Source organism: Nocardioides sp. (assembly GCF_035429765.1).
Classification (GTDB): domain Bacteria; phylum Actinomycetota; class Actinomycetes; order Propionibacteriales; family Nocardioidaceae; genus Nocardioides.
On record NZ_DAOMFK010000344.1, the window covers coordinates 1 to 1,553 of the forward strand.

The 1,553-nt window shown below is 74.4% G+C and carries 1 protein-coding gene; it reads left to right on the top strand.

The window, feature by feature from the left end; translation table 11 throughout:
- The coding region (locus PLP61_RS17045) for a non-ribosomal peptide synthetase (protein ID WP_324503993.1) at positions 1 to 1,553 on the top strand (1,553 nt) is incomplete at both ends.

Consider the following 1,553-nt stretch of genomic DNA (forward strand, 5'->3'; position numbering starts at 1 on the left):
CGGGGACGACGCCTGGGTGATCTTCACCTCCGGGTCCACCGGGACCCCCAAGGGAGTGGCGGTCACCCACCGGTCCGCAGCGGCGTTCGTGGACGCGGAGTCGCGGCTGTTCCTCCAGGACCGGCCGCTCGGGGCGGGGGACCGGGTGATGGCGGGTCTCTCGGTGGGCTTCGACGCCTCCTGCGAGGAGATGTGGCTCGCCTGGGCGCACGGGGCGTGCCTGGTGCCCGCACCGCGCTCGCTGGTGCGCAGTGGGATGGATCTGGGCCCCTGGCTGGTGGCCAACGACATCACCGCCGTCTCCACGGTCCCCACGCTGGTGATGCTCTGGCCGATGGACGCGCTGGCCGACGTACGGCTGCTGATCCTGGGCGGGGAGGCCTGTCCACCCGAGATCGGGGCACGGCTGGCCGGCCCGGACCGGGAGGTCTGGAACACCTACGGACCCACCGAGGCGACCGTCGTGTCCTGCGCCGCCCGGCTCACCGGCGAGCCGCCCGTGCGCATCGGGCTGCCGCTGGACGGCTGGGACCTCGCGGTGGTCGACGAGGCCGGGGCCGGCGTCGAGCCGGGCCGCACCGGCGAGCTGATCATCGGCGGGGTCGGGCTGGCTCGCTACCTGGACCCGGCCAAGGACGCCGAGAAGTACGCCCCGATGCCCCTGCTGGGGTGGTCGCGGGCCTACCGCAGCGGCGACCTGGTCCGGTACGACGGCGAGGGGCTGGTCTTCGTCGGCCGCGCGGACGACCAGGTGAAGCTGGGTGGCCGCCGGATCGAGCTGGGCGAGGTCGACAGCGCGCTGCTGGCGCTCGAGGGCGTGACCGGCGCGGGGGCGGCGGTGCGGAGCACCGCGGCGGGCAACACGCTGCTGGTCGGCTACATCACCGTCGAGGAGACCTTCGACCCTGGCCACGCCATGCGCCGGCTGCGCGAGACCATGCCGGCCTCGCTCGTGCCGCGGCTCGCCCAGGTCGACTCCCTCCCGACCAAGACCTCCGGCAAGATCGACCGTGACGCGCTGCCGTGGCCGCTGCCGACCGTCGAGCACGGCGGGGGAGCGCGGCTCGAAGGCACCGCCGGGTGGGTCCAGGACCTGTGGGCGGAGATCCTCGGTGCCGTGGTGTCCGGCGAGGAGGACGACTTCTTCGACCTCGGCGGCGGCAGCCTGACGGCCGCCCAGCTGGTGTCCCGGTTGCGCGAGCGCTTCCCCGAGGTCACCGTCGCCGACGTGTACGAGAACCCCACCGCCGGAGCGCTCGCCGCCACCCTCGACCAGATGGCCGTGCCGGCGTCGCGCACCAACCGCCGGGTGCGGCCGGTCCCCCTGAAGACCCAGGCCGGTCAGGTGGTGTCCACGGTGGGTCTGCGGACCCTGAGCGGTCTGCGCTGGCTCACCTGGGTCGCGGCGGCCAACAACACCGCCAGCGCGCTGCTCGGGGTGGACTGGCTCCCGACCGTCTCCTGGTGGTGGGTGGCACTCGGCTGGCTGCTGCTGGTCCTCCCGCCGGGCCGGATGCTGCTGACCGCCGCGGGCGCCCGGGTGCTGCTTGGCG